The sequence below is a fragment of the Mycobacterium sp. OAS707 genome, assembly GCF_014873705.1.
GTDB lineage: Bacteria > Actinomycetota > Actinomycetes > Mycobacteriales > Mycobacteriaceae > Mycobacterium.
The window spans coordinates 1242935-1265219 of record NZ_JADBDS010000003.1 but is presented as its reverse complement, the minus strand read 5'-3'; the positions used below and the strand labels follow the sequence as shown (position 1 = coordinate 1265219).

The window sequence follows — 22285 nt, the reverse complement described above, 5'->3', positions numbered from 1 at the left end:
TGATCAAACATTGTGTTGCCGTGGTCACACTAAGACCTCGGCGCCGCGGGGACAACCCCACCGCGAGACAACCGGAGACAGTCATGAACGCACCCGCCAGGCACCGTTCACAGCGGCGCCGGGCGGTGCGTCGCGAGCAGCTCTCCGACGAGGTCGCGGCCCGTTTGCGCACCGACATCATGACCGGCACGCTGCGGCCGGGGACCTTCGTCCGGCTCGACGAAACGGCCGCTGCGCTCGGCGTCAGCATCACACCCGTGCGCGAGGCGCTGCGCACGCTGCGCGGCGAAGGCATGGTTCAGCTCGAACCGCACCGCGGACATGTGGTGGTTCCGCTGACCCGCAGTGATATCGAGGACATCTTCTGGTTGCAGGCCACCATTGCCAAGGAGTTGGCGGCGACGGCGGCCGAACGGATAACCGACGCGCAGATCGATGAGCTGGAAGGGCTCAACGAGGTGCTCGCCGCGGCCGTCGACCGCGGCGAGCCCGAGGAGATCGTCGCGGCCGAGTTCACGTTTCACCGGGCGTTCAACCGGACGACGGACCGAATCAAGCTGGCCTGGTTCCTGTTGCACGTCGCGCGCTATATCCCTGGACAGATCTATGCGAGCGAGCCGGCGTGGGGAGCCGCGGCGGTGGCAGGCCACCGGGAACTGATCGCGGCGTTACGCAGGCGCGACGTCGACACCGTCGTGCGGCTCACCTCAGGTGAGTTCACCGACGCCGCCCAGCGTTTGGTGACCCGGCTCGACGAGATCGGGTTGTGGAGCTGATCGACGACCTATGACCACTGCGGCCGATCGACGTGTCCGCTCGTGCCAACGGGGCTGCCGTTGGGAGTTGTGCAGGCCACCGTGGCGATACGGCTGTTGGGCCCCTGCAGGGCTGCCGTCTCGGCGCTGACCACGCTCGGACCCACCGCACTGTGCCACTGCGTCCAATCGACGGCATCAACGGCCAGGGCGATGCACTGGTACTGGTTGGTGTTGGTGCCGACCTGACCGGTGATCAGGCAGTGCGTACCGTCGCGGTCCTGGCACATATTCAGTGCGGCGTAGTCGGCGTTGGTCAAGGTCGGCGCGTTGGTCCAACTCGCCCAGACTCCGGTCTCCGGCGAGAAGGCAATTGAGGCGACCAGGCCGGCGGGAGCCGGACGTGGCTGCACAGGCACGGGCACCGGGTTGATGGGTGGCCGAGCGCCCGCGGTAGCCGCTGCACCCAGTCCGCCGGCGGCGATGGCGCCGGCAAGCAAGACGCCGGCAGTGATCTGACGCCGCATGGGCGTTTTCGTGCGGTTGGTGTTCATCGAAATCTCCTTCAGGTTGTCGCGGCCCGATTTGGGACGCGTTCACCTGTAGGAGCGGGGAGCCACCTCGGCTCCCACACTTTTCTGCGAACGAGTTTCGAACGCGGCTATTTGTCGGCGGCCAGCTGCTCAGCGCGGGTCTTGAGGTTCTCTGCCAGATAGTCGAGCGTGTCGCCGATCGCCTTCTTCACCATCGACTTCGGGATCGGCAGCTTGGTCTCGACGTCGAAGTCGACGGTCAGCAGTGCGGTGGGGCCCATCGGCACCACCGAGAACCGCTGCTCCTGCTTCTCGAAGAACTCGCCCTGCTGCAGCACGGTGTAGATCTGGTTCTCGGCCGGGTAGTAGACCGCGGTGATGAAGGTGCCGGACTGGCCCTGCACCACGACGTCGAGTCGCAGCTGGCTGGGCCTGCCGTCGTCATACTTGGCCAGCACCCAGCAGCCCTTTATCTCCTCGTTCCACTCCGGGTACGACTCGAAGTCGGCGACGATCGCCATGATCTTCTCCGCGGGCGCGGCAACCTCAACTGTCTTGCTTACGAGCGGCATCCGGCGAGCATATCGACTCGAGCAGCGACCGGATCGGCCCCGGGATCGGCACCGGACGTCGGCTCTCGCGGTCGACGTACACGTGCACCCAATGCCCTACCGCCGCCAGTGGCTGGTCGGCCTGGAAGAGCGCCAACCGATACGTGACGCTGCTGTTGCCGAGCCGCGCGACAGCCAAGCCGACCACCAGCGGGTCGGGAAACTTCAACTCTGCGACGTATCTGCACCCCGACTCGGCCACCACCCCCAGCCACGGCGTCGTCAACGGATCAAGCCCGCACGTCGTGTTGATCCAGCCGTTGATCGCGGTGTCGAACAGTTCGTAGTACACCGCGTTGTTGAGGTGACCGAACATGTCGTTGTCGGTCCATCTGGTCAGCACCGGCCAGTGCACGGGAAAATCCCGGCTGGTGAGCGATTGCTCGCTTGTCATGGCAGCAGTGTCGCAGCCTTGGCAGGCTGGACCTCATGAGGATCCGCGGCGCGGTGTTGGAAGAGATCGGTCGGGCGCGGCCCTACTCCGAATCCCGACCGCTGTCCGTCGGCGACCTCGACCTCGCGCCGCCGGGGGATTCCGAGCTTCTGGTCCGCATCGAAGCGGCCGGGCTCTGTCATTCCGACCTCTCGGTGGTCGACGGCAACCGGGTGCGGCCCGTCCCGATGCTGCTCGGGCACGAGGCGGCGGGAATCGTCGAGCAGGCCGGGTCGGCTGTCGGCGACATGCCGGTCGGGCAGCGCGTGGTGATGACGTTCCTGCCGCGGTGCGGCCAGTGTTCGGCCTGCGCCACCAACGGGCTCACGCCGTGCGAACCAGGCAGCGTCGCGAACGGCGCAGGCACGCTGATGAGTGGAGCGCGCAGGCTCTCGCGCGACGGCCTGCCCATCCACCACCACCTCGGGGTTTCCGGCTTCGCCACCCACGCCGTCGTCGACCGTCGCTCGGTGGTGCCGGTGCCGGCCGACGTGCCGCCCGAGGTCGCGTCGCTGCTCGGCTGCGCGGTCCTCACCGGCGGCGGCGCCGTGATCAACGCCGGGCAGCCGCAGCCCGGCCAGACGGTGATCGTCGTCGGCCTCGGCGGGGTGGGCATGGCCGCGGTGATCACCGCGCTGGCGCTCGAGGACGTCCGGGTGATCGGCGTCGACCAGTTGGCCGACAAGCTCGCGCTCGCCCGCACCATGGGCGCGCACGAGGCCTACACCCCCGACGAAGCGCGCGAGCGCGTGCTGAAGGCAGCGGTGGTCATCGAGGCAGCCGGGCATCCACTCGCGCTGCAGACAGCGATCGAACTGACGGCGCCTGGCGGTTGCACGGTCACTGTCGGCCTGCCCCCGCCGGATGCGCGAATCACGGTGTCGCCGTTGGGTTTTGTCGCCGAAGGTCGCTCGTTGATCGGCAGCTATCTCGGCTCGGCCGTGCCGGCGAACGACATTCCGCACTTCGTCGGGCTCTGGCGGGCAGGCCGGCTGCCTGTCGAGAAGCTCGTGTCGTCGACGATCGCCCTTCAGCAGATCAACGAAGGCATGGACCAGCTCGCCGACGGGCACGCCGTGCGCCAGCTGATCAGTTTTGACTAGTCACCGCACCCGACGTCGCGATGCCGTTGCGGCGGAAGGACGCGACGATGAGCGCACGCAACTTGCGGCCGACCTCGAACTGCTTACCCGGCAGCGTGCGCGCGACCATCCGCAGATTCACGGTGTCGACCTCGATGCTCTCGACGCCCATCAGCGACGGTTCGTCAAGCAGCAACTCGGGTAGGCCGTCGTTCTGCATCGCGGCCTTCGCGACGCCGCCGAGAACGTCGTTCACCTGGTTGAGGTCGGCCGACGTCGGCACCGGCACATCGACCACCGCGCGTGCCCAATCCTTCGACATGTTCAGCGATTTCACGATCTGGCCGTTGGGCACCGTGTACATCTCGCCGTCGCTGGTGCGCAGTTTGGTGACACGCAGTGTGACGTCTTCCACAGTGCCGACCGCCGATCCCCCGGCGGTGACGCTGAGCTCGACCAGGTCACCGAAGCCGTACTGCTTCTCGGTGATCAGGAAGAACCCGCTGAGCAGATCCTGGACGATGCGCTGCGCACCGAAACCCAGGGCGGCACCGAGCACGGCGGCAGGCGCCACCAGCGAACCAAGCGGCAGGCCAAGCTGATTGGCGATGTCGACGGCGACCACCGTGTAGAGCAGCGCGATCGCCACCGATGAGATCACCGAGGCGACGGCCTGACCGTGCTTGACGGTCTCCGACCGCACGGTGGCGTCGCGCTGGTCCCCCTTGGTGAGACGCCTGCTGATCCGTTCGGCGACCCATCGGATGACCCGCGTCACAATCATCGCGAACAGCACGACGAGGACGATGTGCAGGCCCTTGGTCAGGAGCCAATGGGTGAGGTCTTGAAGTGTCGTAGGCATACCCGCGGACGGCTTCCCACTGCGGCGGGGGGTTCAAACACCAGCCGCGAACTTGTATGATGAGTTGGTTACTTGTCATACATAGATGTCAGGAGTCCGATGTCCGACCGCATCCGCCACCTCAAGCTCTCCCACGTCGTGCTGCCGCTGGAAACACCGGTCAGCGACGCGAAGGTGCTGACCGGACGGCAGAAACCCCTGACCGAGACGGTGCTGTTGTTCGTCGAGGTCGTCACCGAACAGGGCCACGAGGGCATGGGCTTCTCGTACTCCAAGCGCGCAGGCGGTCCGGCCCAGTACGCGCACCTGCATGAGATGGCCGATGTCGCGCTGGGGCAGGACCCGTCTGACATCGACCGGATCTACCAGTCACTGCTGTGGGCGGGCGCATCGGTCGGCCGGTCCGGAGTGGCCACCCAGGCGATCGCCGCGCTCGACGTCGCGCTGTGGGACCTCAAGGCGCGCCGCGCAGGCCTGCCGCTGGCCAAACTTATTGGCGCGCACCGTGACTCGTGCCCCGTCTACAACACCTCCGGCGGGTTCCTGCAAGCCTCGGTCGAGGAGATCAAGGACAACGCCACCGCATCGCTGGCCTCCGGCATCGGCGGCATCAAAATCAAAGTGGGACAGCCGGATTGGAAGACGGATCTGCACCGCGTGGCCGCGCTGCGCGAGCATCTCGGAGCGACACCGTTCATGGTGGACGCCAATCAGCAGTGGGACAGGGCAAGGGCCCGGCGGATGTGCCGCGAGCTCGAGGCGTTCGACCTGGTGTGGATCGAGGAGCCGCTGGACGCATGGGATGCCGCGGGGCACGCCGACCTCAGCCACACATTCGACACCCCGATCGCGACGGGCGAGATGCTGACCTCGGTCGGCGAACACATGGCGCTGCTCGACGCGGGCTACCGCGGCATCGTTCAGCCGGATGCGCCGCGGATCGGCGGGATCACGCCGTTCCTGAAGTTCGCGACGCTGGCCGCGCATGCCGGCCTTGCGCTCGCACCGCACTATGCGATGGAAATTCATCTGCACCTCGCCGCGACGTATCCCACCGAGCCGTGGGTCGAGCACTTCGAATGGCTCGATCCACTCTTCAACGAGCGCATGGAGATTCGCGACGGCCGGATATGGGTGCCCGAGCGGCCGGGCCTCGGCGTCACGCTCAGCGACCAGATGCGAGCCTTGACCAAGGAGAGCGCGGAGTTCGGCACGAGATGATGTGCCGATGACAACGACTTTGGCGCAGCGGGTCGTCGCCGGGCTCAAGGACAAGATCCTGGCCGGCGACCTGCCCCCCGGGCACAAGCTGCCCTCGGAGGCCGAGCTCATCGACGAGTACGGCGTGTCCCGCACCGTCGTCCGCGAGGCGGTGACGCGGTTGCGCGCCGAGGGCCTCGTCGAAACCTTCCAGGGCCGAGGCTCTTTCGTGCTGGCGATGCCGGAGCCGACGTCGTTCACCGTGGAGTCCGCGGCGATCCGGACGCACCACGACGTGCTCGACATGCTCGACTTCCGGCTCGGTATCGAAAGCGAGGCGGCCGCTTTGGCGGCAGCGCGCGTCGACAAGGCAGGCGCCGAGGCGATCCGCACAGCGCTCGACGAGTTCGTCGCCGCAGCGCCGGAGGATCAGGTCGAGGCCGACTTCCGCTTTCACAGCGCGGTCGCGGCGGCCAGTGCCAACCGGTTCTACCTCGACCTGCTCGACTCACTCGGTCCGATGATGATCATGCTGGCCCGCACCCGACTTGGCGACGCGTACTCGCTCACCGACGCCGGCCACGTCGAGCGTGTCCGCAGGGAGCACGACGACGTCGCTGCCGCCGTCATCGCCGGCGACCCCGACACCGCCAGGGCCGCGATGCGGGTCCACCTCGGCAACACCCGGCGCCGTCTGGACGCGGGCTGACTTGCGGCGCCAGAAGTGCCGGAGCACCGGTAGCAGCGCCACCACGACGAAAATCGCCAGGATGCTTCCAGACAGCGGCCTGGTGAAGAAGCCAGTCGGGTCGCCGCCGAAGATCAGCATCGACCGCCGCGCGCTCGATTCGACCAGCGAGCCGAGGACGAAGGCCAGCACCATCGGGCCGGGGTCGAAGCCCGCCTTCTTCATCAGGTAGCCGACGATGCCGAAGCCGATCATCAGGAAGATGTCGAACACCGAGTTGTTGATCGTGTAGACGCCGAGGATCGTGATCAGCGCGGTGATGGGCGCCAGTATCGCGGGCCGCACGCGCAGGATGCGAACGAACAAGCCCACCAACGGAATCGACAGGATCAGCAGCAGGATGTTGCCGATGTACATCGAGTTGATGACGCCCCAGAACAGATCCGGATGCTCGTCGACCAACTGCGGCCCTGGCGCGATGCCGAGGATCAGCAGCGCGCCGAACAACATCGCCATCGACGCGTTGGCGGGGATGCCGATGGTCAGCAGCGGAATGAACGACGACGTGGCCGCCGCGTTGTTGGCGGTCTCCGGCGCCGCCACGCCCTCGACGGCACCGCGGCCGAACCGCTCCGGGGTCTTGGAGCGCCGCTTCTCCGCGGCGTAGGCGACCAGCGACGCGAGCACTGCGCCACCACCGGGCAGCACGCCGAGCACGAAGCCGATCACCGAGCCACGGCCGATGGCGCCCGAGGACTGACGCAGGTCCTTGCGCGACGGCCACACATTGGCGACCTTGGCGGGCACGTGCGGCTTGCCGTGCCGCTGCTCGAGGTTGTACAGAATCTCGCCGACACCGAACAGGCCCATCGCCACGACAACGAAGTCGATGCCGTCGGCGAGTTGCAGGCTGTCGAACGTGAATCGGGATGCGCCGCTGAAGCTGTCGCGACCGACGGTGGCCAGCAGCAGCCCGATGGCCGCGGCGATCAACGACTTCAACATGTTGCCGTTGCCGATGGTCGCGATGAGCAGCACGCCCAACAGGGCGAGTGCGGCGTATTCGGGTGGCCCGAAGTCAAGGGCGATGTCGGCGACCACCGGAGCGAGCAGTGTCAGCCCGATGATCGAGATCGTCGCTCCCACAAAGGAACCGATGGCTGCGATGCCCAACGCGGTTCCGGCTTTGCCCTGTTTGGCCAGGGCGAAACCGTCGAAGACGGTGACCACCGACGACGCCTCACCGGGCAGTCGCAACAACACCGAGGTGATGGTGCCGCCGTATTGGGCGCCGTAGTAGATGCCGGCGAGCATGATGATCGCCGATACCGGGTTGATGCTGTAGGTGATCGGCAGCAGGATCGCGATCGTGGCCGCGGGTCCGAGCCCGGGCAGCACGCCGATCACCATGCCGATCAGCACACCGATCAAGCAGTACAGCAGGTTCTTCGGCTCGACGACGAGCGCGAATCCATCCAGAAATGCGTTGAGGTCCATGGCTTTCTACAGGGCGATCAGATGGGGCAGCGGGATCCGCAGGCCGTAGAGGAACAGGAAGTAGAACACCACGGTCGTCAGCACGCTGATCACCACGGTGTTGCGCCAGCTCTCGCCGCCGAGGAAGCGCAACCAGACGATGCACAGCAACACGGCGGGAATCTCGAATCCGGTGAGCGGCATCAGCAGACCGAATGCGACAAAGGTGATGGCGCCGACCGCGGCGAGTGCACTGCTGCGGGTGAACTTCTCGCTGTCGTCCAGGCCGCGGCCGACGACTAGTAGGAGGACCGACAACACGACGATCACCACGCTGACGACGAAGGGCCACAGGCCGGGTCCCGGCTGACGCAGAGTGCCCAGCCCGTAGCCGTAAGCCAGTATCGCGGCGCCGACGCCGATGACGAGACCCACGATTGCGCCGACGGTCTGGTAGGCGGGCCCACCGGCGGGCGGCCGTTCGTCCTCCAACTCGTGGGCGACCTCGGCTTCGATCTCGGCGAGGATGTCGTGTTGGCTCATGCCGTCATGCCTTGTCACGCAGATTGATCCCGTACTGCTTGACCAGGTCGGCATATCGCTTGGTGTCGGACTGCAACTGGGCGAGCACCTGATCGCCGGGCTCCTCCAGCGGCGTCAGGCTGTTCTGCTCGTTGAACGACTTGTAGGCGTCGGTCGTGAAGGTCGCCTTCAGGCCTTCGGTGAGTTTGTCCTTCACCTCTTGCGGGGTGCCCTTCGGCACGGTCATGAACCGGTACTGCGTCACCTCGACGTTCAGGCCCTGCTCCTTGGCGGTCGGTACGTCGGGCAGATAGGGGATCCGGGACGGTCCAAAGACGCTGAGCGGCACCAGCTTTCCGGACTTGATGTTCTCGATGGCCTCACCGACCTGCAGCGAGGCCACGTCGATCTGGTTGCCCAACAGGGCGGTCAGCGCCGGCGCGCCGCCGTCGAACGGCACCGGCTGCGATGCCACGTCGGTGGACTTGAACAGCAGGGCCGCGGCCAACTGCGCGCCGGTGCCGACGCCGGTGGTGCCGTACCGGACGACGCGCTTGCTGTCCTCGAGATCCTTGAGCGTCTTGTAGCCGCTGGCGGGATTGGTGACGAGCACGTAGTCGTCGCGGGAGACCCCGTACACGACGTCGAAGTCGTCGATCTTGGTGACCTCGTCGGGGCTGACGGCCAGCGGGGTGATCGTGAACAGTGATGCGTTCTGGATCGCGATCGTCGAGCCGTCCGGCTTGGCCTTGGACACCTCGGCCGCGGCGAGCGCACCGTTGGCGCCCTCGCGGTTGATCACGGGGAAGGAGGCATGCAGGTTGTCGGACAGGCCCTTGGACACGGCGCGACTGATCAGGTCGCTCGACCCGCCGGGCGAAGCCCCGACGTACATCTCGACCGTGCCGGACGGATAGTTGCCGTTGCCGCTGCCGGAACCGGTGCTGGTCTGCACTCCACCGCAGGCGGTCAGGACCAGTCCTGCGGCGGCGGCCGCCGCGAGTGCTGCGCCGAGGCGTTGGCGGCGGAAGGCGTTGGTGATCACCATGCGCGTTCACTCCTGTGTATCGGATGACGAGGGGGCGCCGATGTGGCGGCCGTCACTCATAAACTAAAGAGCGGCACCGATACCTGTCCAAGCCTGATATCGCATGGGTCGATACCTTTTGCGCATCAGAACCAGGCGTCGCGCATTTCCAATGTGGTGCGGTCCAGGCTTTCCAGCAGGTCCAGTTGCGGCGCCGTCTTCGGCAGCTCGTAGCGGAAGAAGTACTGCGCCGCCTGCCGCTTGCCGTCGTAGAAATCCCCGGCGCGGCCGTTGGCGGCCAGGAGCTGTTCCAGCCACATCCATGCGACGACGATGTGCCCGAAGGCCTCGAGGTAGATCGCGCTGTTGGCCAGTGCGGCATCAAGCTCGCCGGAGCCGAACATCCCGGTGGTCACGCTGACGAGACGCTGCCAGGTCGTATCCAGCTCGGCGGCGAGCGAGGCTGCGTCACCGCCCACCGCGTTCGCCGTCGCGATCGTCGCGGCGATGGCCTCTCCGAGCGCGGCCAGGCTGGCGCCCCCACGCTGAGTTACCTTGCGGCCCAACAGATCCAGGCTCTGGATGCCGTGCGTGCCCTCATGGATGGGGTTGAGCCGGTTGTCGCGGTAGTGCTGCTCGACGTCGTACTCGCGGGTGTAGCCGTATCCGCCGTGGACCTGGTGGCCAGGCTGTTGGCCTCGAGGCACCACTGCGACGGCCAGCTCTTGCCGACCGGCGTGAGGATGTCGAGCAGCAGCCCGAGCGAATCCCGTTCGTCGTCTGACTCGGCACTGTGCTGCAGGTCGACGAGCTTGGCGCAGTACAGCAGCAACGCCATGCCGCCCTCGACATAAGCCTTCTGCGCCAACAGCATTCGCTTGACGTCGGCGTGTTCGATGATCGGCACCTGCGGTGTCGACGGGTCCTTGGCCAGCACCGGCCTGCCCTGCGGTCGCTGACGCGCATATTCCAGCGACTTGAGGTAACCGGTGTAGCCCAACGACACCGCGCCCATCCCGACGCCGAGGCGCGCCTCGTTCATCATCGTGAACATGTAGGCCAGGCCGCGGTGCGGCTCACCGACCAGATATCCGACCGCGCCGTCGAAACTCAGCACGGTGTTGGTGATGCCGCGCTGGCCCATCTTGTGGTTCAGCCCGGCAAGCACGACGTTGTTGCGCTCCCCGACCGAGCCGTCATTGTCGACGAGGAACTTCGGCACGATGAACAGCGAAATGCCCTTGGTCCCAGGCGGACCGCCGGGGATCTTCGCGAGGACGAGGTTGACGATGTTCTCGGTGAGCTCGTGTTCGGCCCCGGAGATCCACATCTTGGATCCGAACAGCCGGTAGGTGCCGTCGTCCTGCGGTTCGGCGCGGGTCAGGATGTCGGCCAGCGACGAGCCGGCCTGTGTCTCGGACAGGGCCATCGTGCCGGAGAACCGTCCGGCGAGCATCGGCTTGAGGAACGCCTCGATCTGCTCGTCGGTACCGAACTTCGCGAGCAGGTTGGCGTTGGCCATGGTCAGCATCAGGTAGCCGGTGGTGCTGACGTTGGCCGCGGAGAACCAGGCGAAGCCTGCCTCGGCGACGGTCGCGGGCAGTTGCGCGCCACCGAGTTGTTGGTCCATCGACATCGCAATGAGGTCGGCTGCGGCGAACGCGTCCCACGCCTGCTTGACGTCATCGATGAGGGTGACCTTGTTGCCGTCGAACTGCGGCTCATTGGCGTCGCTCTTCTTGTTGTGCGGCGCGAAGTAGCGAGTGGCCAACTGCTCGCACAGATCGAGAACACCGTCGAAGGTCTCGCGGGAGTGCTCGGCGAAGCGCTCGCGTTTGGTCAGCTCGTCGATGCGCAGCCATTCGTAGAGCAGAAAGTCGAGATCGCGACGGGACAGCAGGGTGGACTTCACGTGTCCATCTTCCCTCTAGGTCGACCGCGCTGTGGTTTCCACGTCAATGCCCAGCGGCGAGGAGACCCGCGTCGTCTCGTCGCGAATCAGGCCGCGCAACAGCGCGGTGCTGAATTCCTGCGCGATCTCCTGCGCAGTGCGCCTGCCCTGCGGCCGCAGCCAGCGGTAGGCGCCCAGCGTCATCCCGATGTAGCCGAGCGCCAGCACATGCGAGTCGCAGTCGTAGAACTCGCCGCTGGCGATGCCCCGGTCGATGACGTCGCGCACATGTTCGTAGACCTGGGTCTCCTTCTCGCGGATGTAGGCGACCTGTTCCTCGGTGAACCACTCGGTGATGTAGGGGCCCTCCTGGAAATACACGGCTGCGCGTTCGATGTTGCCCGCGATGCCGACGAGGAGCCTTCGCGTGAAGTGGTAGATGGTCTCGCGCGCCGATGCCGTCGGGTCGTCGTGCAACGCATCGACCGTGAAGTCGGCCGCGCCCTTGTAGATGTCGTAGAGGATCAGCGACTTGCTCGCGTAGTAGTGGTACACGGTCGCCTTGTTCAGCCCGACCGCGTCGGCCACGTCGTCCATCCGGGTGCCGTGGTAGCCCCGTGCCGCGAACAGCTTTGTCGCGACGGTCAACAACTCCTCGCGGCGGGTCATCCCATTGGCACTGGCTGGAACGTCGGAGGACATGGCGACTCACTATAAGCGGGTATCAAACAACTGGTTGGCCAGTTTAGATCTTCGACCTGTCGTCCAAGGGGCGGTCGGTCTAGACTTCACCGAGAACCAGCCGATACGCGAGAGGGTGAGCCCATGGATCCGAATCCGGACTATGACGCGAGCGACGAGATCGAGTACGGCGCCAACTGGTTCGCATGGATCCTGCGCGGCGTGTATCCACCCCCGGCGTATCCCCCGGTCTAAGCCTTAAGCAGCCGCTGCTTTCACCGCGCGCCCGACTTCGGCGCGCAACTCGGTGTATTCCGCCGAGCGACGTAATTCATCGGGGTCGACGCCTGTGCGCGGCAGGTCGACCGGCAGATCCAGCGCCACCTGCCCCGGGCGCCGCGTCAGCACCACGATCCGCGAACCCAGGAACGCCGCTTCATCGGCGCTGTGCGTGACGAACACCGTCGTGCGACCCGACTCCGCGCTGACTTGCCGGACGTCCTCCTGCAGGCGCTCACGGGTCAGCGCGTCGAGCGCCGCGAACGGTTCGTCGAGCAGAAACAACGGCGTCTCGGCAGCCAGCGCCCGGGCGATTGCGACGCGCTGCTGCTGTCCGCCGCTGATCTCCCAGATCTTGCGATCGGCGGTGCCCTCCAGGCCCACGCGCGCCAGCAGTTGATCGCGACGCTCGGCGCGCCGCTCGCGCGGCACGTTGGCGTACTTGAGCGCGAGGTCGACGTTGCCGCCGACCGTGCGCCACGGGAAAAGCCGCGGCTGCTGGAACACGACGCCTGCGGTCACCCCTGGCGTCGGCGCGGAACCCGAGATCTGCACGGAGCCCTCGCTTGGCGACTCGAAGCCGGCCAGCAGCCGCAGCAGCGTGCTCTTGCCGCAACCCGACGCGCCGACCAGAACCAGGAACGATCCCGGGTCGACGGTCAGGTCGACAGGGCCCAGCGCAGTGACCCCGTCGCGACCGCGGCCGTAGCGATGCTTGACCGCCTCTATTCGGATCGCGCCGTCACTGCGTGATGGCACCGGGCAACCCCTTGGTGTAGATCGCGTCCTGGAAGGTCTGCAGCGGAGCCGCCGACGGAATCTGCTTCTGGTCGGCGAGGAACTGCGACGCACTCTGCAGGTTGACCGCGATGTTGCCCGGCTTACCTTCTGCACCAAGCCATTCCGGCGACGCGACCTGTTCTGGCGTCAGGTAGACCCCTTGCTTGAGCTGACCCGCCACCTCGTCGGAGCTCAGCCCGATCTCCGCGGCGATGGCCTTGGCCGCGGCGGCGGGGTCGTCGTGAATCAGCTTGAGTGCGCGGGCTTCCTGCTGCCGCCAGGTGTCGACGACGTCGGGATGTGCATCGGCGAACTCGTCGCGGACCGCGCCGAGATCCAGCGTCGGCTTGCCGTCCTTGGCGAGCTGACGGCTGGTGATCAGATCCTTGCCGCTCTTGCGCAGCTGATCCAGGGTGGGCAGCCAGGAATAGGCGGCGTCGATGTCGCCGCGGTCCCACGCCGCAAGGATGGCCTGCGGCTGGAGGTCGACGAGCTGAACATCCTTGGCGGACAACCCACTCTGGTTGAGCGCCGCGAGCAGGCTGTAGTGCGCGGTCGACGCGAACGGGGTGCCGATGCGCTTGCCCTTCAGGTCGGCGATCGTGTTGATGCCGCTGCCGTTGCGTGCCACCAGCGCCTCGTTGTCGCCCGCGACGTCGAGCACGAACGCGACCTTGTACGGGATGTTCAGCGGTGCCGAGAGACCGCGCGCGACCGGGCTGGACCCGAGCGCGCCGAAGTCCAGTTCCTTGGCGATGAACGCGGTGTTGACGTCGGCGCCGGAGTCGAACTTCGTCCACTTGATGTTGTAGTTCGGCAACGCCTCTTCAAGCCACTTGTTGTTCTTGACGATGAGGTCGCCGGACGGAAAGCTTTGGTAGCCAATGCGAATCGTCGGTTTGTCGGCTTGGTCCGCCGACCGATCCACCGAGCAGCCTGCCAACGCCAACGTTGCGGCGACAACCGCCAACAGTGCCTTGAGTTTCATATCTTGCCTCTCCAGGGGACAGCGCGCCGCTCCACGGCGCGAAGCAGACCGTCGATGACAAGGCCGGAGATCCCGATGGCGAAGATGCCGACCAGCACGACGGGGGTGTTGTTGTAGTTACTTGCGTCTTTGACGAGGCCGCCGATGCCGGGCAGCCCGTTGAACAGTTCGGCGGCGACCACCGAGGAGTACGCCATGCCAACCGCGAGCCGGACGCCGGTGAACGTCTCGGGCAGCGCGGACGGGACGACGACGTCGCGGATCACCTGACGCCGCGAGGCGCCCAAAGCGCGCGCCGCCTCCTGCAGGCCGACGGGTGCGGCGACGACGGCCGCGGTGGTGGCGACGGCGGCGGGCGGCAGCGCAGCCAGCGCCAGCAGCGTGATCTTCGGGGCCTCGTCTATGCCCAGCCAGATGACGAGCAGGAAGAAGTAGGCCAGCGGCGGCAGCGCACGCAGGAACGTCAGCCAAGGTTCGAGCACGCTGCGCACCCAGCCGACCGACCCCATCACCAGGCCGAGCAGCACGCCGAGGACGACACCGATCACGACGCCGGCGAACACGCGCCGCAGCGTCATGTAGAGGTGCTCCCACAACAGGTATCCGGCGTAGCCGCGGACACCGTCGTGTGTGGTCGAGACGTCGAGGAACGCGTGCCACACCGCACTGGGGTAGGGCACGAACGTCTGGTTCCAGATGCCGCTTGCCGCGATGAGCTGCCACACGACGAAGAACACGACGACCGAAAGCAGTGGCAACGCGGCCCGCGTCAGTCGCCCGCGCCACCTGCCTGACGGCACGACGACCGGCGGCGAATCGGCCAGCGACTCGTCGGGGGCGATATCAACGAAAACAGACACCGCGTATTGGTACCGGGACGAGACCGTTCGGTGAAGGTCTGCGCTCAGCGCGAGTTTTACTGCGCCAACCCCCGCGGCGCCCGCGAACGTGGGTTACCCGCACGCTCGAGGCGAAGAAAGCGTGCGGGTAACCCACGTTCGGCGGTGATCTGGGGCGACCGACCCACAGGACACATGGCCGATTTCTGTCAACTCTTAGACTGACGTATTCCACGCGTCCCAGACGCGGACCGTGTCAGAACCTAGATCGGATCGAAATCGATGATCATCGGGATCCCGAGAGAGTCGCTGCCTGGCGAAACGCGCGTGGCGGCCACGCCGCAGACGGTCGGCCAACTCATCAAGCTGGGCTACGAGGTAGTGGTCGAGACCGGCGCGGGTGCCGCCTCGAGCTTCTCCGACGAGGCGTTCACCGAAGCGGGTGCCGCGATCGGTGACGCCTGGACGGCCGACGTCGTGCTCAAGGTCAACGCGCCGGACAACGCTGAGATCGCCGCCCTGCGCGACGGCGCCACCCTGATCAGTCTGATCTCCCCCGCGCTCAAGCCGGAACTCGTCGAACAGCTGGCCACCCGGCCGATCACCGTGCTGGCCATGGACGCTGTTCCGCGTATCTCGCGGGCCCAGTCGCTGGACGTGCTGTCGTCGATGGCCAACATCGCCGGCTACCGGGCCGTGGTCGAGGCCGCGCACAGCTTCGGCCGCTTCTTCACCGGACAGGTGACCGCGGCGGGCAAGGTGCCGCCGGCCAAGGTACTGGTCGTCGGCGCGGGCGTCGCCGGCCTTGCCGCCATCGGGGCGGCGGGCAGCCTCGGCGCCATCGTGCAGGCCACCGACCCGCGGCCCGAGGTCGCCGATCAGGTCCGCTCGCTCGGCGGCGAGTACGTTTCTGTCGACCCGGAGGCAGCCGAGGTCTCGGCCACCGGCTACGCCAAGGAGATGGGCGACGACTACAAGGCCCGCGAGGCTCAGGTCTACGCCGATCTGGCCAAGGACGTCGACATCATCATCACCACCGCGCTGATCCCCGGTAAACCGGCGCCGCGCATCATCACCGCCGACATGGTCGCCTCGATGCGGCCCGGCAGCGTGATCGTCGACATGGCCGCGGCCAACGGCGGCAACGTCGAGGGCACCGTCAAGGACCAGGCGGTCGTCACCGACCACGGCGTGACGATCATCGGCTACACCGATCTGGCGGGCCGACTGCCCGCAACCGCGTCACAGCTCTACGGCACCAACCTGGTGAACCTGCTCAAGCTGCTCACCCCCGAGAAGGACGGCAAGCTCATCCTCGATTTCGAGGACGTGGTTCAGCGCTCGGTGACGGTGGTCCGCGACGGTGAGATCACCTGGCCGCCGCCGCCCGTGCAGGTGTCCGCCGCTCCGGTTGCCGCGGCCGCTCCGGTCGAGCAGAAGCCGGCCAAACAACCCATGACCACCGCGCGCCGGCTGGGGTTGACCTTCACCGCCGCGGCGGTGCTGTTCGCGCTGATCGCGCTGTCGCCTGCCGCGCTGCAGGTGCATCTGACCGTCTTCGCGTTGGCCATCGTGATCGGCTACTACGTGATCGGCAACGTGCACCACGCGCTGCACACCCCGCTGATGTCGGTGACCAATGCGATCTCCGGGATCATCGTCGTCGGTGCCCTGCTGCAGATCGGGCACGGCAATGTCGTCGTCACCGCGGTGGCCACCCTGGCGACCCTGCTCGCCAGCATCAACGTCTTCGGCGGCTTCGCGGTGACCCGCCGCATGCTGGCCATGTTCTCGAGGAGCTGACCATGTCGCTGGAAACCACCGCAACCGCGGCCTACGTCGTCGCGGCCATCCTGTTCATCCTGGCGTTGGCCGGCCTGTCCAAGCATGAAACGTCAAGGGCGGGCAACACTTTCGGCATCACCGGCATGGCCGTCGCCCTGGTCGCGACGATCGCGCTGGCCTTCGCCCACGACATCGAACCCGTCGGCGTCGCACTGCTGTTCGGTGCCATGGCCATCGGCGCGGCCATCGGTCTGTGGCGCGCCAAGGTCGTCGAGATGACCGGAATGCCCGAGCTGATCGCGTTGCTGCACTCGTTCGTCGGCTTGGCGGCCGTACTGGTCGGGTGGAACGGTTATCTGCACGTCGAACGTGATCTCGCGGGATCCGAGGCAACGCTGCTGCATCACGAGGGCATGCTCGGCATCCACTCGGCCGAGGTCGTCATCGGCGTCTTCATCGGCGCGGTGACCTTCACCGGCTCCATCGTCGCCAACCTCAAGCTCTCGGCCCGCATCAAGTCCGCGCCGATGATGCTGCCCGGCAAGAACTTCCTCAACGTCGGCGCGCTCGTCGTGTTCGCCGCGCTGACCGTCTGGTTCGTGATCAGCCCGCAGCTGTGGCTGCTGGTGGTGGTCACCGCGCTGGCACTGCTGCTCGGCTGGCACCTGGTCGCCTCGATCGGCGGCGGCGACATGCCGGTCGTGGTGTCGATGCTCAACAGCTACTCCGGTTGGGCGGCAGCGGCTTCGGGCTTCCTGCTGTCCAACGACCTGCTGATCGTCACCGGCGCGCTCGTCGGCTCCTCGGGTGCGTACCTGTCCTACATCATGTGCAAGGCGATGAACCGGTCGTTCATCTCGGTGATCGCGGGCGGCTTCGGCATCGAGGCGGGCCCCGCCGACGACAAGGACTACGGCGAGCACCGCGAGATCAACGCCGAGGGCGCCGCCGAACTACTCGAATCGGCCAGTTCGGTGATCATCACGCCCGGCTACGGCATGGCTGTCGCCCAGGCCCAGTACGGCGTCGCCGACCTGACCCGCAAGCTGCGCGCCCGCGGCGTCAACGTCCGCTTCGGCATCCACCCCGTCGCGGGCCGCCTGCCCGGCCACATGAACGTGCTGCTGGCCGAGGCCAAGGTGCCTTACGACATCGTGCTGGAGATGGACGAGATCAATGACGACTTCGACGACACCGACGTCGTGCTCGTCATCGGCGCCAACGACACCGTCAACCCGGCGGCCGCAGAGGATCCGGGCAGCCCGATCGCCGGCATGCCGGTGCTCACGGTGTGGAACGCCAACCACGTCATCGTGTTCAAGCGCTCCATGGCATCGGGCTACGCCGGGGTGCAGAACCCGCTGTTCTTCCGGCAGAACACCCAGATGCTGTTCGGTGACGCCAAGGACCGGGTCGACGCGATCAACGCGGCGCTCTCGGAAACCGCGAAGGTCTGACGCACGCACATGGCCGTCGACCGCCTGCTGCCAAGCGACGACGCCGTTGACCTCATCGCGCTGACCCGCGACATCTGCGACAAGGTCCTCGACCCGATCGTCGACGCGCACGAGAAAGCAGAGACGTACCCGGAGGGCGTGTTCGCCCAACTCGGTGCCGCCGGGTTGCTCAGCCTGCCGCAGCCCGAACAGTGGGGTGGCGGTGGCCAGCCCTTCGAGGTCTATCTGCAGGTGCTCGAGGAGATCGCGGCGCGCTGGGCGGCGGTCGCTGTGGCGGTCAGCGTGCACAGTCTCTCGTCGCATCCGCTGCTGGCGTTCGGCACCGACGAGCAGAAGCAGCGCTGGCTGCCCGGCATGCTGAGCGGCGAGCAGATCGGCGCGTACAGCCTTTCCGAACCGCAGGCCGGTTCCGATGCCGCCGCACTGCAGTGCAAGGCCGCGAAAGCCGACAACGGCTACGTCCTCAACGGCTCCAAGTCGTGGATCACCCACGGCGGGCGCGCCGACTTCTACACGTTGTTCGCGCGCACTGGTGAAGGCTCGCGCGGCATTTCGTGTTTCCTGGTGCCCGGCGATCTGGACGGGCTGAGTTTCGGTAAGCCAGAAGAGAAGATGGGGTTGCACGCGGTGCCGACGACGTCGGCGTTCTATGACAACGCGGTTCTCGACGCCGACCGACTGATCGGTGCGGAGGGCCAGGGCCTGCAGATCGCGTTCTCGGCATTGGATTCGGGCCGGCTGGGTATCGCGGCGGTCGCGGTCGGGTTGGCGCAGGCGGCGCTGGACGAGGCCGTCAAGTACGCCAACGAGCGAACGACGTTCGGCCGCAAGATCATTGACCATCAGGGCCTTGGCTTCGTGTTAGCCGACATGGCCGCGGCGGTCGCCAGCGCGCGCGCCACGTACCTGGACGCTGCGCGTCGACGCGACCTGGGCAGGCCATACTCGCAGCAGGCGAGCGTGGCCAAGCTGGTGGCCACCGACGCGGCGATGAAGGTCACCACCGACGCGGTGCAGGTGTTGGGCGGCGTCGGCTACACCCGCGATTTCCGCGTCGAGCGCTATATGCGCGAAGCGAAGATCACGCAGATCTTCGAGGGCACCAACCAGATCCAGCGGCTCGTCATCGCGCGCGGGCTCACCACATAGCGCGCTGACGTTTGGCCTTGCCCCGCCTTCGGTGCACGAGGATCGCGCCGACAACCGCGCCAACCGCGACGGCCAGGGCCACGAGCGCCATGAGGACGTAGACCACGCCCATCGCGACGTCGGAGTCACTGCCTGCCTCGGTGGCATACGTGGGGTCGGCAGGGTCGTAGGTGATCTGGATTTCGTCGCCGACAGCGGGACGGGTGCCGGTGACCCAGACGAACTCGGCCGTGGCTGGTGCGCCTTCGGCGGTGGTGAACTCGACGGTGACGGAGTCGGTGAAGAGCTCCAAATCGGTGACGGTCGCGGTGGTCGTCACGCCGTAGGAGTCGAGGTAGCTGTTGGAATAGAAACCCACGAACGCAATGAAGCCGGCGATCACCACACCGATGAGGCTGACGACCGCCAGGCCCCACAACAGGACGGCCCACACCACATGCGGAGCGGGCGGCGGACCCCACGGCGATTGCTGCGGTGGCGGTGACCACCCATAGCCGGGCGGCCCGTACGCGGAGGGTCCGTATGGGGGCGGTCCGTATGCGGGGGGTCCGTATGCAGGCGCGCCTGGCGGCTGCGGGGAGTCATTGGACGGCTGCCACTGCGGCTCCATGGGCTAATGGTGCCGTAGCCGCTGGTGATCGCGCGTGGTTTAACGACGCAATTCCTACTGCGGGCGGTAGACGGCAATTATTCGCCGGGCGTATAACCAGGCACATGGTGATCGAGACCACGAGCGCCCGACTGTCGTCGTGGCAGCGCACCGCGAGCGCGGCGAGGGTGACTTCGGCGGCTGGTCTGCCCCCGGGCCCGCGATTGCCGAGCGCGCTGCAGTCGCTGTTGATCTGGACGCAACGGCAGCGGTTCATCCCCGCGATGCACCGCCGCTTCGGCGACACCTTCACCGTCAACGCCGAACCGACCGGCTACGGCGTGGTGCTGCGCCATCCCGACGACCTGCGCACGATCTTCCGGGGTGATCCGGAGATCTACCGTGCAGGCGAAGCCAACTCGCTGCTGACCCCGGTGGTGGGCAGGCAGTCGGTGCTGACGATGGACGCGCCCGACCACGTCGTCGAGCGCAGGCGGATGCTGCCGCCGTTCCACGGCGAACGCATCGCCCGGGTGGCCGCGCTGATGGAAGAGGAGACCGAGCGGGAGATCGCGGGGTGGCCCATCGGCCGGGATTTCGAATTGTTGCCGCGGATGCAGGAACTGACGTTGAGCATCATCGTGCGGGTGGTGCTCGGCGTCGACGAGGACGACAGGGCCAGGGCCGTCGGCGCGGCACTGCGGCGCGTGCTGGCGTTCCACCTGCGCGACATGCTGGTCTGGCTGTGGCCCGGGCTGCTGCGGGTGCCGCCGTGGAAGAGTGTCGTGCGCGACCTCGACCGAGCGGACCGGCTGATCTATGCCGAGATCGAGCGCAGGCGAGCCGATCCCGGCCGAGCCGAGCGGGCCGACGTGTTGTCGATGCTGCTGGACGGCGACCCCGATCCGGGGCTGGTGCGCGACGAACTGGTCACGCTGTTGGTGGCCGGGCACGAGACCACCGCTGTTGCGCTGTCCTGGACATTCGAACGGCTGTTGCGCCATTCCGGCGCGCTGGATAAGGTGCGGGCCGGACTCGGCGATCCCCGTGACCCGTTCCGCGCCGCGGTCGCCAAGGAAGTGCTGCGGCTGCGGCCGGTGATCATGAACATCGCGCGCCGCGTCACCCAGCCGGTCGAGTTGGCCGGCCACACGATGCCTGCGGGCACCCTGTTGCTGCCGTCGATCATCGGCCTTCAAACCGACCCGAAGATCTGGGGCCACGACGCCGCGTACTTCCGGCCGGAACGCTGGTTGGCTGAAGACGTGCCGATGTACGCGTGGATTCCGTTCGGCGGCGGTGCGCGCCGCTGCCTCGGTGCGACGTTTGCCCTGACCGAAATGGACGCGGTACTGCGAACTGTGTTGCGGCGCATTGAGTTACGCGCTGACCGCCCCCAAGATGAGGCGATGCGCATGCATCACATCACGCTGGTGCCTGCGCGCGGCGCGCGGGTGCACGTCACCGCGAAGCGTCAGGCTCCGGCGGCGACGTCACCGTGATCTGAGTGCCGTGGCCGGTGCGCGAGGTGATGTCCATCGACCCGCCCATCGCGTCGAACCGCGCCAGCAGCGAGCCCAGCCCGATGTGCCCGTCGGCGACGTACTGCGCGACGATCGCGGGGTCGAATCCGGTGCCGTCGTCGTCGACGGCCAGGATCACCCGATTCCCCTTGCGGTGCAGGCCAACGCGGACCGTCGTCGCTTTCGCGTGCTTGCCGATGTTGGTCAGCAGTTCGCGGGCCGCCCGGTACATCAACGCCTGCGACTCCGGCTTACCCACGTCCTCGAGGTCGGTCTGCACGGTCACGTCGTTGCGGGACTCGAACTGCCGCAACAGTTCTCGCACCGCCGGGGTGAGGCCGAGCTGGGCCAGCACCTGTGGGTGCAGCTGCGTGACGGTCGAGCGTAGCCCGCTCGCGGTTTCCTGCAGCGCCGAGTACACCATGTCCAGTGCGGGGTCGGGATTGCGTTCCCGCGCCTCGTCGAGTTCGAGCCGTGCGGCCAGCAGCGTCTGCAGCGGTCCGTCGTGCAGATGCTCGGCGACATCGCGGTTGTGCCGCTCGTCGGATTGCATTGCCTCCGAGACCAACTGGCGCCGCATCTCCTGCAGCGCCCGCACCCGAGCCGATCTGCGTGCAAGCACGTAACACAGGGCTGTCACCGCGACTGCCAGCCAGAGCAGGAAGCCGAAGTGCGTGTACACCATGTTCGGCAGTCCGACCTTGTCGTCGCGTTTGGAGTAGAAGATCCATACCGCGAGATAGCCTGCCGCCGTGACTGTTCCGATGATCGCCGTCAACCACGGCCGATCCTGAAACGCCACCGAGATCGGGAGCAGGAAGAAGACGGGCAGCAGCGCCGCGGTCGCACCGCCAGAAACCAAACACAGCGTGAGGATCACCAGCAGGTCGACCGACGTCGACGCCCAATCACCCCACCGCGGCACCGGCCCCCTCAGCACAGCCACCAGCCACAGCAGCGCGGCGACCGCGTAGATGCCGAGGATCACCGCGTACAACTCCGGCAGCCAGTGGTCCACCTCCCAGATCCACACCAACACCGCGATCAGACCGATCAGCGGCAGCCGCAGCAACGCCGAGACGCGTACCGGTTCCGCGGCGAAGTAGTCGATGACTCCATGGAGTGGACGCGCCAC

20 protein-coding genes and 3 pseudogenes are annotated in these 22285 nt (G+C 66.9%); 9 read left to right on the top strand and 14 right to left on the bottom strand.

The window, feature by feature from the left end; translation table 11 throughout:
* The first annotated feature begins 83 nt into the window (after positions 1-83).
* On the top strand, positions 84-776 hold the full coding sequence (locus tag GGC64_RS24435; RefSeq protein WP_192725062.1) for a GntR family transcriptional regulator: 693 nt from the start codon (positions 84-86) through the stop codon (positions 774-776).
* An 8-nt stretch (positions 777-784) separates the two neighbouring features.
* Here the strand turns inward: GGC64_RS24435 and GGC64_RS24430 are convergent, their stop codons facing one another.
* The 3 genes from GGC64_RS24430 to GGC64_RS24420 all read right to left on the bottom strand — a co-directional run bounded on the left by GGC64_RS24430 (position 785) and on the right by GGC64_RS24420 (position 2293).
* Positions 785-1309 (bottom strand): DUF4189 domain-containing protein, encoded by a 525-nt coding sequence (locus GGC64_RS24430; RefSeq protein ID WP_192725061.1) that lies wholly within the window; start codon positions 1307-1309, stop codon positions 785-787.
* Positions 1310-1416: 107 nt separating this feature from the next.
* Positions 1417-1860 (bottom strand): SRPBCC family protein, encoded by a 444-nt coding sequence (locus tag GGC64_RS24425; RefSeq protein WP_192725060.1) that lies wholly within the window; start codon positions 1858-1860, stop codon positions 1417-1419.
* Positions 1835-2293, bottom strand: a complete 459-nt coding sequence (locus GGC64_RS24420; protein ID WP_192725059.1) for a thioesterase family protein — start codon at positions 2291-2293, stop codon at positions 1835-1837. The genes GGC64_RS24425 and GGC64_RS24420 overlap by 26 nt, the downstream gene beginning before the upstream one ends.
* A 35-nt stretch (positions 2294-2328) precedes the next feature.
* Here GGC64_RS24420 and GGC64_RS24415 point away from each other — a divergent pair, with 35 nt between their 5' ends.
* On the top strand, positions 2329-3435 hold the full coding sequence (locus tag GGC64_RS24415) for an alcohol dehydrogenase catalytic domain-containing protein (protein WP_192725058.1): 1107 nt from the start codon (positions 2329-2331) through the stop codon (positions 3433-3435).
* On the opposite strand, the gene GGC64_RS24410 is transcribed toward GGC64_RS24415, so the two are convergent.
* Positions 3422-4276, bottom strand: coding sequence for a mechanosensitive ion channel family protein (locus GGC64_RS24410; RefSeq protein WP_192725057.1), 855 nt, complete (start codon positions 4274-4276; stop codon positions 3422-3424). The two genes, GGC64_RS24415 and GGC64_RS24410, sit on opposite strands and share 14 nt — an antisense overlap.
* A gap of 99 nt (positions 4277-4375) precedes the next feature.
* Between GGC64_RS24410 and GGC64_RS24405 the strand changes: the two genes are divergently transcribed.
* Positions 4376-5497: a mandelate racemase/muconate lactonizing enzyme family protein gene (locus tag GGC64_RS24405; protein ID WP_192725056.1), complete on the top strand. Its 1122-nt coding sequence runs from the start codon at positions 4376-4378 to the stop codon at positions 5495-5497.
* 7 nt (positions 5498-5504) lie between these two features.
* Positions 5505-6095 (top strand): annotated as a pseudogene (locus tag GGC64_RS24400) (FadR/GntR family transcriptional regulator); the annotation flags it as partial.
* Here GGC64_RS24400 and GGC64_RS34795 read toward each other — a convergent pair.
* The 5 genes and pseudogenes from GGC64_RS34795 to GGC64_RS24375 all read right to left on the bottom strand — a co-directional run bounded on the left by GGC64_RS34795 (position 5985) and on the right by GGC64_RS24375 (position 11782).
* Positions 5985-7661: a tripartite tricarboxylate transporter permease gene (locus tag GGC64_RS34795; RefSeq protein ID WP_225952161.1), complete on the bottom strand. Its 1677-nt coding sequence runs from the start codon at positions 7659-7661 to the stop codon at positions 5985-5987. The pseudogene GGC64_RS24400 and the gene GGC64_RS34795 overlap by 111 nt on opposite strands.
* A gap of 6 nt (positions 7662-7667) precedes the next feature.
* A complete protein-coding gene (locus GGC64_RS24395; RefSeq protein WP_192725054.1) occupies positions 7668-8183 on the bottom strand; it encodes a tripartite tricarboxylate transporter TctB family protein in 516 nt (171 codons plus the stop codon).
* 4 nt (positions 8184-8187) lie between these two features.
* Positions 8188-9210, bottom strand: coding sequence for a tripartite tricarboxylate transporter substrate binding protein (locus GGC64_RS24390; RefSeq protein ID WP_225952160.1), 1023 nt, complete (start codon positions 9208-9210; stop codon positions 8188-8190).
* 125 nt (positions 9211-9335) lie between these two features.
* Positions 9336-11101: pseudogene (locus tag GGC64_RS24380) on the bottom strand (acyl-CoA dehydrogenase).
* Positions 11102-11116: 15 nt separating this feature from the next.
* Positions 11117-11782 carry a TetR/AcrR family transcriptional regulator gene (locus GGC64_RS24375; RefSeq protein ID WP_192725051.1) on the bottom strand — a complete coding sequence of 222 codons (666 nt, stop codon included), beginning with the start codon at positions 11780-11782 and terminating at the stop codon, positions 11117-11119.
* Positions 11783-11827: 45 nt separating this feature from the next.
* Here GGC64_RS24375 and GGC64_RS24370 point away from each other — a divergent pair.
* Positions 11828-12016 (top strand): annotated as a pseudogene (locus GGC64_RS24370) (CAP domain-containing protein); the annotation flags it as partial.
* Positions 12017-12019: 3 nt separating this feature from the next.
* Here GGC64_RS24370 and GGC64_RS24365 read toward each other — a convergent pair.
* The 3 genes from GGC64_RS24365 to GGC64_RS24355 are packed head-to-tail and all read right to left on the bottom strand — an operon-like array spanning position 12020 to position 14668.
* On the bottom strand, positions 12020-12799 hold the full coding sequence (locus GGC64_RS24365) for an ABC transporter ATP-binding protein (protein WP_192725050.1): 780 nt from the start codon (positions 12797-12799) through the stop codon (positions 12020-12022).
* A complete protein-coding gene (locus tag GGC64_RS24360) occupies positions 12783-13808 on the bottom strand; it encodes a glycine betaine ABC transporter substrate-binding protein (RefSeq protein WP_192725049.1) in 1026 nt (341 codons plus the stop codon). The genes GGC64_RS24365 and GGC64_RS24360 overlap by 17 nt, the downstream gene beginning before the upstream one ends.
* Complete coding sequence (locus GGC64_RS24355) at positions 13805-14668, bottom strand: ABC transporter permease (RefSeq protein WP_192725048.1); 864 nt, start codon at positions 14666-14668, stop codon at positions 13805-13807. The genes GGC64_RS24360 and GGC64_RS24355 overlap by 4 nt, the downstream gene beginning before the upstream one ends.
* A 261-nt stretch (positions 14669-14929) precedes the next feature.
* On the opposite strand from GGC64_RS24355, the gene GGC64_RS24350 reads away from it, so the two are divergent.
* Genes GGC64_RS24350 through GGC64_RS24340 form a run of 3 tightly spaced genes read left to right on the top strand, consistent with a single transcriptional unit; the run spans position 14930 to position 19038 of the window.
* Entirely contained in the window at positions 14930-16450 is a 1521-nt protein-coding gene (locus GGC64_RS24350; RefSeq protein WP_192725047.1) for a Re/Si-specific NAD(P)(+) transhydrogenase subunit alpha, read from the top strand.
* Positions 16451-16452: 2 nt separating this feature from the next.
* Positions 16453-17889, top strand: coding sequence for a Re/Si-specific NAD(P)(+) transhydrogenase subunit beta (gene pntB, locus GGC64_RS24345; RefSeq protein WP_192725046.1), 1437 nt, complete (start codon positions 16453-16455; stop codon positions 17887-17889).
* Between the two features lie 9 nt (positions 17890-17898).
* On the top strand, positions 17899-19038 hold the full coding sequence (locus GGC64_RS24340; RefSeq protein WP_192725045.1) for an acyl-CoA dehydrogenase family protein: 1140 nt from the start codon (positions 17899-17901) through the stop codon (positions 19036-19038).
* Here GGC64_RS24340 and GGC64_RS24335 read toward each other — a convergent pair.
* On the bottom strand, positions 19028-19648 hold the full coding sequence (locus GGC64_RS24335; protein ID WP_192725044.1) for a DUF3592 domain-containing protein: 621 nt from the start codon (positions 19646-19648) through the stop codon (positions 19028-19030). The genes GGC64_RS24340 and GGC64_RS24335 overlap by 11 nt on opposite strands.
* Positions 19649-19752: 104 nt before the next feature.
* Here GGC64_RS24335 and GGC64_RS24330 point away from each other — a divergent pair, with 104 nt between their 5' ends.
* A complete protein-coding gene (locus GGC64_RS24330; protein WP_192725043.1) occupies positions 19753-21129 on the top strand; it encodes a cytochrome P450 in 1377 nt (458 codons plus the stop codon).
* Here GGC64_RS24330 and GGC64_RS24325 read toward each other — a convergent pair.
* The gene (locus GGC64_RS24325; RefSeq protein ID WP_192725042.1) at positions 21089-22285 is read right to left on the bottom strand and encodes a sensor histidine kinase; all 1197 of its coding nucleotides are present in this window, start codon (positions 22283-22285) and stop codon (positions 21089-21091) included. The two genes, GGC64_RS24330 and GGC64_RS24325, sit on opposite strands and share 41 nt — an antisense overlap.

Excerpts from the sequence above, each read along its gene's own strand:
- GGC64_RS24435 (WP_192725062.1), top strand. The coding sequence starts at position 84 with ATGAACGCACCCGCCAGGCACCGTTCACAGCGGCGCCGGGCGGTGCGT.
- GGC64_RS24430 (WP_192725061.1), bottom strand. The coding sequence starts at position 1,309 with ATGAACACCAACCGCACGAAAACGCCCATGCGGCGTCAGATCACTGCC.
- GGC64_RS24425 (WP_192725060.1), bottom strand. The coding sequence starts at position 1,860 with ATGCCGCTCGTAAGCAAGACAGTTGAGGTTGCCGCGCCCGCGGAGAAG.
- GGC64_RS24420 (WP_192725059.1), bottom strand. The coding sequence starts at position 2,293 with ATGACAAGCGAGCAATCGCTCACCAGCCGGGATTTTCCCGTGCACTGG.
- GGC64_RS24415 (WP_192725058.1), top strand. The coding sequence starts at position 2,329 with ATGAGGATCCGCGGCGCGGTGTTGGAAGAGATCGGTCGGGCGCGGCCC.
- GGC64_RS24410 (WP_192725057.1), bottom strand. The coding sequence starts at position 4,276 with ATGCCTACGACACTTCAAGACCTCACCCATTGGCTCCTGACCAAGGGC.
- GGC64_RS24405 (WP_192725056.1), top strand. The coding sequence starts at position 4,376 with ATGTCCGACCGCATCCGCCACCTCAAGCTCTCCCACGTCGTGCTGCCG.
- GGC64_RS34795 (WP_225952161.1), bottom strand. The coding sequence starts at position 7,661 with ATGGACCTCAACGCATTTCTGGATGGATTCGCGCTCGTCGTCGAGCCG.
- GGC64_RS24395 (WP_192725054.1), bottom strand. The coding sequence starts at position 8,183 with ATGAGCCAACACGACATCCTCGCCGAGATCGAAGCCGAGGTCGCCCAC.
- GGC64_RS24390 (WP_225952160.1), bottom strand. The coding sequence starts at position 9,210 with ATGGTGATCACCAACGCCTTCCGCCGCCAACGCCTCGGCGCAGCACTC.
- GGC64_RS24375 (WP_192725051.1), bottom strand. The coding sequence starts at position 11,782 with ATGTCCTCCGACGTTCCAGCCAGTGCCAATGGGATGACCCGCCGCGAG.
- GGC64_RS24360 (WP_192725049.1), bottom strand. The coding sequence starts at position 13,808 with ATGAAACTCAAGGCACTGTTGGCGGTTGTCGCCGCAACGTTGGCGTTG.
- GGC64_RS24350 (WP_192725047.1), top strand. The coding sequence starts at position 14,930 with ATGATCATCGGGATCCCGAGAGAGTCGCTGCCTGGCGAAACGCGCGTG.
- pntB (WP_192725046.1), top strand. The coding sequence starts at position 16,453 with ATGTCGCTGGAAACCACCGCAACCGCGGCCTACGTCGTCGCGGCCATC.
- GGC64_RS24340 (WP_192725045.1), top strand. The coding sequence starts at position 17,899 with ATGGCCGTCGACCGCCTGCTGCCAAGCGACGACGCCGTTGACCTCATC.
- GGC64_RS24335 (WP_192725044.1), bottom strand. The coding sequence starts at position 19,648 with ATGGAGCCGCAGTGGCAGCCGTCCAATGACTCCCCGCAGCCGCCAGGC.
- GGC64_RS24330 (WP_192725043.1), top strand. The coding sequence starts at position 19,753 with ATGGTGATCGAGACCACGAGCGCCCGACTGTCGTCGTGGCAGCGCACC.